Source organism: Dermacoccus sp. UBA1591 (genome assembly GCF_002322065.1).
GTDB lineage: Bacteria > Actinomycetota > Actinomycetes > Actinomycetales > Dermatophilaceae > Dermacoccus > Dermacoccus nishinomiyaensis.
The window spans coordinates 1-7,981 of record NZ_DCNR01000102.1 but is presented as its reverse complement, the minus strand read 5'-3'; the positions used below and the strand labels follow the sequence as shown (position 1 = coordinate 7,981).

Genomic DNA, 7,981 nt, shown 5'->3' with positions numbered 1-7,981 from the left:
GATCGCCATGGCCCTCGACCGTAGGTGAGCGTCCGGCGAAGGGTTGTGGAGGTTCGTGCTACCCAGAGCACGAACCTCCACAACCCTCGTGGGAGCGGCTGCCACCCGTCAGGCGAACGCGTCGGCGGCTGTCGTCGTCGAGCCCACCGCGTCAGGCTGCTTCGTCCAGGACGCTTGGGCGTTGAGGACGCGGATGGCTTCGTCCGGGCCGTAGGGCAGGCCATTTTCGCGCATGTCGGCGGTCGTGTGCGCGTCTTCGACGAGCGTCATGTCGTAGCCGCGGTGGATGCCGCCGTAGAACGTCGAGCGGATGCAGGCGTCGGTCTGGGCGCCGCAGAGGACGATGCGTTTGACGTCGCGCTCCTGCAGACGTTCGGCGAGGTCGGTCTCGACGAACGCATCACCCACGTCTTGTGGACGACCAGTTCGCCAGGTGCCGGAACAAGCTGCGGGACGACCTGCCATGCGTCGCTGTCACGCGGCATCCCCGGGTCGGAGTGCTGCACCCAGATGACGGGCACACCCTGCTCACGCGCCCGATCGACGAGCGATGAGATCTTCGCGACGACGTCGTCGCTGTTGACGGATTCGGCCATGACATCGTTCTGCACATCGACGACGAGAAGTGCTGTTTCGCTCATGCAGTCAGCGTAGGTGGCCCCGGTGACAACGCTGCCCGGACGTCCCACTCGATGCAGAACGACGCCAGGCGGAGACGCGGCGGCCCGCGGACGTCCCACTTCATGTCAGGCGGCGCCATGTGGGGAAGTCATCAGGCCTGACGGGCAGTGCGCAGGACAATGCCATCCAGTTGTTGAGCAATGCTCAACAAGATGCCCCCGGAGCGTTGTCGGTGTGGTGTGATGTGATGCACAGCACAGTCAACGTCTGGAGTGCACATGTCCGAGCTGCCCGTCGTCTCCACCACGCTCTCCCTCGCCAGCGTGCTCGCCGAACCGGCGCGCCGCACCCCTGACGCTCTTGCCCTGATCGAGGGCGAGCGTCGACTCACGTACGCGGAGGTCTGGCGCCAGGCGCGCACGGTCGCCGCGCAACTCATCGCGGACGGCGTCACGCCCGGCGACCGCGTCGCGCTGCTGGCGCCCAACGTCGTCGAGTTCGTCACGAGCTACTACGGCATCCTCGCGGCGGGTGGCGTCGTCGTCCCCGTGCCGACGCTGCTGCAAGGGCGCGAGGCCGCCTACCTCCTCGAGACAGCCGAGGTGAGCCGCCTGCTCCACCACCCGGCTGTCGCGGCGACGGCGACGAAGGCGTCGGAGATCACCGGTGTCCCCGCGGTCGACATCACCACGTACGCGGCCGGCGCCGAACCCATCAGCAACTTCGTGGCACGCGAGCCGCTCGACCCCGCCGTCATCTTCTTCACGAGCGGCACGACGGGCAAGCCCAAGGGCGCGATCCTCACCCATCTCAACTTGGTGATGAATTGCACGGTCAGCGCGTTCGACGGCAACGGCGTCGCGGCGGGCGCCGTCGTCCTGGGGTGCCTGCCGTTGTTCCACATCTTCGGTCAGTCCGTCTCGCTCAACGCGGCGTTCCGGCGTGGCGTCACCGTCGTCCTGCAGCCGCGTTTCGACGCGACGGAGGCGCTGCGCCTCATGAACGCCGAGGGCGTGACGATGATCTGCGCCGTGCCGACGATGTACATCCAGCTACTCAAGGCGGTCGGCGAGCACCCCGAGATCCCCGTCCCGCAGCTCGCTGACGCCATCAGCGGCGGCGCGTCGCTGCCCGTAGCCGTGCTCGAGAAGTTCGAGAGGGTGTTCTCGACGAAGATCCACGAGGGCTACGGCCTCAGCGAGACCTCGCCGTCGATCACGTCGAACCAGGAGGCGCTCGGCGTCGAACCGGGCACCGTCGGACACGCACTGTGGGGCATCGACATGGGCATCGCTGACCTGACGGTGCCCGAACGCGTCGAGCTGCTGCCGCCGGGCGAGCGCGGCGAGGTCGTCTGCCGCGGCCACGCCATCTTCGCCGGCTACTGGAACAACCCGGCCGCGAGCGCCGAAGCCCTGCAGGACGGGTGGTTCCGCACCGGCGACATCGGCATCCAGGACGAGACGGGGCGGGTGCGCATCGTCGACCGGACGAAGGATCTCGTCATCCGCGGCGGGTACAACGTCTACCCGCGCGAGGTCGAGGAGACGCTGATGCGCTATGACGGCGTCGCGCAGGTCGCCGTGATCGGCGTGCCCGACGAGCAGTACGGCGAGGAGATCATGGCCGTCGTCGTGCCGTCCGACGACACTGCGCTCGACGCGGAGACGCTCGTCGCCTGGAGCCGGGAGCAGCTCGGATCGCACAAGTACCCGCGCCGCGTCGACATCGTCGAGGCGCTGCCGCTCGGGCCGAGCATGAAGGTGCTCAAGCGCGAACTTCGCACGAGGTACGCCGAAGGGGCATAGTGTTGTTGAGCAACGCTCAATAGCGTTGCGTGCGTCTTTCGAGAGGAATGCTTCATGACTGCACAGGCCAGCCGCTTCACTGGCAAGGTCGCGATCGTCACCGGCGCGAGCCGCGGGATCGGCCTCGCCATCGCCCAGCGCTTCGTCGACGAGGGCGCGAACGTCATCATCACCGCGCGCGGCCAGGAAACGCTCGACGCCGCCGTCGCGCAGCTCGGCGACGCGGCCATCGCCGTCGCCGGCAAAGCGCAGGACAAGGCGCACCAGGACGAGGTCGTGCGCACCGCGATGGAGCGCTGGGGCCGCATCGACGTGCTCGTCAACAACACGGGCATCAACCCCGTCTACGGCGGCCTCATGGACCTCGACGACGACGCGGCGCGCAAGATCGCCGACGTCAACCTGCTCGCGACGCTGTCGTGGACGCGCGCCGTCTGGAACGCGTGGATGAAGGACAACGGCGGCTCGGTCGTCAACCTCGCGAGCATCGCCGGGCTGCGCGCCGCACCCGGCATCGCGTTCTACGGCGTGACGAAGGCCGGCGTCATCCACATGACGGAGGAGCTCGCCGCCGAACTCGGCCCGAAGGTGCGCGTCAACGCCGTCGCCCCCGCCGTCGTCAAGACCGACTTCGCGAAGGCCCTGTACGAGGGACGCGAGGAATCCGTCGTCAAGCCCTACCCGCTCAAGCGCCTCGGCGCGCCGGAGGACATCGCGGGGCCCGTCGCGTTCCTCGCCTCCGACGACGCCGCGTGGATGACGGGCCAGACGCTCGTCGTCGACGGCGGCATCACCGTCACCGGCGGGCTCGTCTGAGACCTGCTGCCGGCTACTGCTGGCCGTCGCTGTTTGCGTGCACGTGCACGCGAGTAGATGAGCCACGAAACCTGAACGACCCCCCGCTCCACGAAAGGACTTCCCCATGACCCAGCGAACCGCCATCGTCACCGGAGCCGCGCGCGGCATCGGCGCCGCCGTCGCCAAGCGCCTCGCCGCGGATGGCATGAAGGTCGCCGTCCTCGACCTCGACGAATCCGCTTGCGCGGCAACGGTCGAGGCCATCAAGGCAGCCGGCGGTGACGCCCTGGCCGTCGGCTGCGACGTCGCCGACGAGGAGAGCGTCAAGGGCGCCGTCGCCCGCGTTGCCGACGAGCTCGGCGCGCCGACCGTCCTCGTCAACAACGCCGGCATCCTGCGCGACAACCTGCTGTTCAAGATGTCGGCCGACGACTGGGACATGGTGATGAACGTGCACCTGCGCGGCTCGTTCCTCATGTCGCGCGAGTGCCAGGCGCACATGACGAAGGAGGGCTTCGGCCGCATCGTCAACCTGTCGTCGAGCTCCGCGCTCGGCAACCGCGGCCAGGCGAACTACTCGGCCGCGAAGGCGGGGCTGCAGGGCTTCACGAAGACGCTCGCCATCGAGCTAGGTAAGTTCGGCGTGACGGCGAATGCCATCGCCCCGGGCTTCATCGAGACGGACATGACGGCGGCGACGGCCGAGCGCGTCGGCGTGCCGTTCGAGGACTTCATCAAGGGCGCCGCCGAGATGACGGCCGTCAAGAAGGCCGGCCAGCCCGACGACATCGCCAACGCGGCGTCGTTCTTCTGCGACGAGCGCTCCGGGTATGTCTCCGGGCAGGTGCTGTACGTCGCCGGCGGACCGCTCTGCTGAACCGGGACGAGGAGAACACCATGCGAACGTTCAACGGACTCGACGAACTCAAGACGGCTGTCGGCGAGCATCTCGGCACGAGCGAGTGGCACGAGATCACGCAGAAGATGGTCGACCAGTTCGCGGACGCCACCGGCGACCACCAGTGGATCCACGTCGACCCCGAACGCGCCAAGAGCGGCCCGTTCGGCACGACCATCGCGCACGGCTACCTGACGTTGTCGCTCGCGCCGATGCTGTCGTCGGAGATCTGGACGATCGAAGGCATCACGATGGCCGTCAACTACGGCTCGAACAAGGTGCGCTTCACGCAGCCCGTGCCCGTGGGGTCGCGGGTGCGCGGCAGCATCGTGCTCGACAGCGTCGACGAGAGCCCCAAGGGCGCCCAGGTCGCCATGACGCTGACCGTCGAGATCGAGGGTCAGGAGCGACCCGCGTGCGTCGCGCAGACGCTGAGCGTCATCGTGCCCTGACGATCGGCGCCGCTGCGCTCGTGTTCGGGCGCGCACGATGGCGGGTAACTCACGAGGTGGAGCGCAGTTGCGACCCAACCTGTGAGTTACCCGCCATCGTGCGTCACGCCTGCGATTCCTCGGCCTCGGGGTCGATGAACTCGGCGCCGATCCTGCGGGACTCCTCGTCCCCCAGCCACTCGAGCGCATAGATCGGGGCGGGGCGACCGCCTTGCCTGATCCCTGTCCACTTTCGTCGAGCCCACTGTTCGGTCTCGGCCTCGATCGCCGCGTCGTCACTCAGCCAGATGTCTGTGCACACTCCGTCCGGCAGGTCGAGCCACAGAATCGCGATCTCGTAGGGTGCCGACCAGCGTCTCCACCACAGATGACCACTTTCGAGCGTGGCGAGGCGATCCGATTCGACGTACAGAACTCCTGAGCGACCATCGGGCAACGTGGCACGCGCCGCGCGATCGCGAAACGGGTCGAGACACGGATCGGGCACGAACCCCGTCTCGAGATCGGGCTTTGGGAACAGCCCCATCAGCCCTCGACGAACGCGGCGCGCGAGGCGAGGACCTCACGCACGAGGGCCTGCTGGTCGACGACGGCACGGCGTACCGATGCGGGCAGGTCGCGCTCGAGCATGCGGCGGGCCTCGACGTCGAGTTCCTCGCTCGCGAGCGCGGTCGGGAACGCGAGCGACGCGACGCGGGCGAGGGCGTCCTCACCCACCCAGGCGCGCATCGCAGGGACGTCGCTGACGTAGCGCTCGATGTACGGCGCGAGCGTGGCCTCGTCGTCGGCCGACCAGAAACCGCTCGCCAGGGCGTTCATCTCGTAGTTGCTGTGCGCGGGAGCGTCAGCGGTGGGGGCGGCCGTCAGCTCCTCCCAGGCCCATTCCTTCGCCTCGGCAGTCGGGAACGAGGCGCGGGCGGTGAGATAGCCGAGCTGACCCGGCATCGTCTCGTCAGCCGCGAGGGCAGCGTCGAGCTCGGCGATCGTCACGGCGTCGAGCTGTGCGAGGCGACGCGCCACGCGCCACCGGAACGGTGCGTCACCGTCGAGCCCCGCCGGCAGGCCCTCCCCCGCGAACCAGGGACGCAGACGCTCGGCGTCACCCGTCGAGGCGACGAGACGCGCCCCCGCGAGGAGGCGGGGATCGTCGACGGCATCGACCCGTGCGCCCGAGGACGCACCGGCCGAAGTCGATGACGGCGCGCCGGCAGGGCTCAGCGAAGATGCGCCGGCAGCGCTCGACGACGGGCTGGCAGTGCTCGTCGAGGACGCCGCTGACATGGCGCTCGTCGAAGAATCCGATGCCGCAGCCATGAGCTGCTCCCCCACCGCGGCGAGACGTGCCGCAGCGTCCGAACGCTCGGACCACGGCATGAAGCGTCCGACGACCTGCCCCAGGGCCACGCCGACGGCGACGTCGAGCACCGGCATCTGCGTCTCGGCCGGCAGTGCGCCCTCGGCGATGGCGAGCCCCTGCTGCGGGGAGACGACAGCCGTCGCGAGGCCGTGGGCGAGTGCCGTCCAGATCATGCCGCGCGTGGTTGCGTCGGCGATGCCGGGCAGTGCGGTCGGCAGCGCAGCGAGGGTCGCGGCGTCGAACTCGACGCCCGCCCACGTCAGGTCACCGGCGTTCGGGATGATGGCGGCGACCTGCTCACCGCGCGCCATCGCCTCGCTCACCTCGGGCAGGTCGACGCGGCCGGCAGCGCCCGTCAGGTCGTCGACGGCGACGAGGGCGCCGTCGGCTGAATGGGCGCTCACGCGGAGGGTGTGCGTGCGCTCGGCGGGCCACTCCGTGTTGGCCTCGATGACGAGGTGGGGCGCGCTCGTCGTGTCAGCCGCGGCGGAGGCATCGTGATCCAAGGGAGCGGATGCAGCCGGGTCGCGGGCGTCGTCGAGCGAGCGGGTGGTAAGTGCTGCGTCATCGGCACCCTCGGTCACGACACCGCGGGCCGCGCCGACGAACCCGTCGACGCGGAGGGTGTCCATGCCGGCCGTCTCGAGCCACGCGGCGGCCCACCGCGTCAGGTCGGTGCCGGAGGCCTCTTCGAGGGAGGCGAGGAAGTCGGCGAGCGTCGCGTTGGCGAACGCGTGCCGCTGCAGGTGAAGGCGCACGCCCGCGATGAACGCGTCGTCACCGATGTGGTGGATGAGCTGACGCAGCACCGCCGAACCCTTGGCGTAGGAGATGCCGTCGAAGTTCTGCAGCGCCGTGTCGGTGTCGGGCGCGGGCGCGCCCGCGACGGGGTGCGTCGACGGCGACCGCTCCGCCGCGTAACCCCATGCCTTGCGGCCGGCGGCGACGTCGACCCACGCGTCGTCGAACTCGGTGGCCGCGACGAGCGTGCGATTGGCCATGTACTCGGCGAACGACTCGTTGAGCCACAGGTCGTCCCACCACTGCATCGTCACGAGGTCGCCGAACCACATGTGCGCCATCTCGTGGCTGATCGTGTTGGCGCGCGACAGGTGCTCGGTGCGGCTCGCGGCGCCGGTGAAGACGAGCTGGTCGCGGAACGTCACGCACCCCGGGTTCTCCATCGCGCCCGCGTTGAACTCGGGAACGAACACCTGGTGGTACTCGCCGAACGGGTATCGGATGCCGAACAGCTGGTGGTAGTAGTCGAACGACTCGCGCGTCACGGTGAGCATCTCGTCGGCCTGCGCCTCGAGCCGGTCGCGCAACGAGGCGCGCGCGTGCAGCGCGAGGGGAATGCCGTCGTGCTCAGCCGTGACGGTGGCGAAGGGGCCGGCGCAGACGGTGACGAAATACGTCGCGAGCGGTTTCGTCGTCGCAGCGCGCCACAGCTGCGGCTCGACCTCGCGCATGGCGCCGTTGGCGACGACCGTCCACCCCTGCGGGGCGCGCACGTTGACGTCGTACGGCGCCTTGAGGTCGGGCTGGTCGAAGCAGGCGTAGACGCGCGATGCCGCGTCCATGAACAGGTGGCCGTAGACGTAGTCGTTGCTGTCGGCGGGGTCGGTGGCCCGGTGCAGGCCCTGCCCGTCGCGCCCGTACGTCATGCGCGCGGTGACGACGAGTTCGTTGCGCTCGGCGAGATCGTCGAGGCGCAGGCGACGACCGTCGAGGGCCGTGGTGACGTCGAGGTCACGCCCGTTGAGCGACGCTGACAGCAGCTCGTCGGGGTCGAGGTCGACGAACGTCGACGCTCCGGCCTGCGCGTCGAACGTCAGCGTCGTCGTCGAACCGAACGTGCGGGGCCCCGCGTCGAGATCGAGGTCGATGCGGTAGGCCGTCGGATGCACGATCGCGGCTCGTGCTTGCGCTTCGTCACGCGTCAGAGTCATGCTGCCATCCTGCCAGCCCAGGGTGTGCCGCAGGTGGAACGCGGTTACCGACGGCGCCGGGCCTCAGAAGAAGCGCAGCAGCAACGACGGCAGGA

General features: G+C 69.3%; 7 protein-coding genes and 1 pseudogene. 4 read left to right on the top strand and 4 right to left on the bottom strand.

Annotated elements, in window-relative coordinates; all coding sequences use genetic code 11:
• Positions 1 to 108: 108 nt before the first annotated feature.
• Together B2284_RS11320 and B2284_RS14510 are read right to left on the bottom strand one after the other, a co-directional pair.
• On the bottom strand, positions 109 to 408 hold the full coding sequence (locus B2284_RS11320; protein WP_006946100.1) for an isochorismatase family protein: 300 nt from the start codon (positions 406 to 408) through the stop codon (positions 109 to 111).
• A 59-nt stretch (positions 409 to 467) separates the two neighbouring features.
• Positions 468 to 596, bottom strand: a pseudogene (locus tag B2284_RS14510) (isochorismatase family protein); the annotation flags it as partial.
• Positions 597 to 899: 303 nt separating this feature from the next.
• Between B2284_RS14510 and B2284_RS11315 the strand changes: the two are divergent.
• From B2284_RS11315 to B2284_RS11300, 4 genes are all read left to right on the top strand, one after another.
• The gene (locus B2284_RS11315) at positions 900 to 2,429 is read left to right on the top strand and encodes an AMP-binding protein (RefSeq protein WP_074045782.1); all 1,530 of its coding nucleotides are present in this window, start codon (positions 900 to 902) and stop codon (positions 2,427 to 2,429) included.
• Positions 2,430 to 2,483: 54 nt separating this feature from the next.
• Positions 2,484 to 3,245 (top strand): SDR family oxidoreductase, encoded by a 762-nt coding sequence (locus B2284_RS11310; RefSeq protein ID WP_074045783.1) that lies wholly within the window; start codon positions 2,484 to 2,486, stop codon positions 3,243 to 3,245.
• A gap of 106 nt (positions 3,246 to 3,351) precedes the next feature.
• On the top strand, positions 3,352 to 4,104 hold the full coding sequence (fabG, locus tag B2284_RS11305; protein ID WP_286697536.1) for a 3-oxoacyl-ACP reductase FabG: 753 nt from the start codon (positions 3,352 to 3,354) through the stop codon (positions 4,102 to 4,104).
• A 20-nt stretch (positions 4,105 to 4,124) separates the two neighbouring features.
• The gene (locus B2284_RS11300; RefSeq protein WP_038567023.1) at positions 4,125 to 4,577 is read left to right on the top strand and encodes a MaoC family dehydratase; all 453 of its coding nucleotides are present in this window, start codon (positions 4,125 to 4,127) and stop codon (positions 4,575 to 4,577) included.
• A 103-nt stretch (positions 4,578 to 4,680) separates the two neighbouring features.
• Here the strand turns inward: B2284_RS11300 and B2284_RS11295 are convergent, their stop codons facing one another.
• The gene (locus tag B2284_RS11295; protein ID WP_286697535.1) at positions 4,681 to 5,103 is read right to left on the bottom strand and encodes a hypothetical protein; all 423 of its coding nucleotides are present in this window, start codon (positions 5,101 to 5,103) and stop codon (positions 4,681 to 4,683) included.
• Positions 5,103 to 7,886 carry an aminopeptidase N gene (pepN, locus tag B2284_RS11290; RefSeq protein ID WP_286697534.1) on the bottom strand — a complete coding sequence of 928 codons (2,784 nt, stop codon included), beginning with the start codon at positions 7,884 to 7,886 and terminating at the stop codon, positions 5,103 to 5,105. The genes B2284_RS11295 and pepN overlap by 1 nt, the downstream gene beginning before the upstream one ends.
• Positions 7,887 to 7,981: the final 95 nt, after the last annotated feature.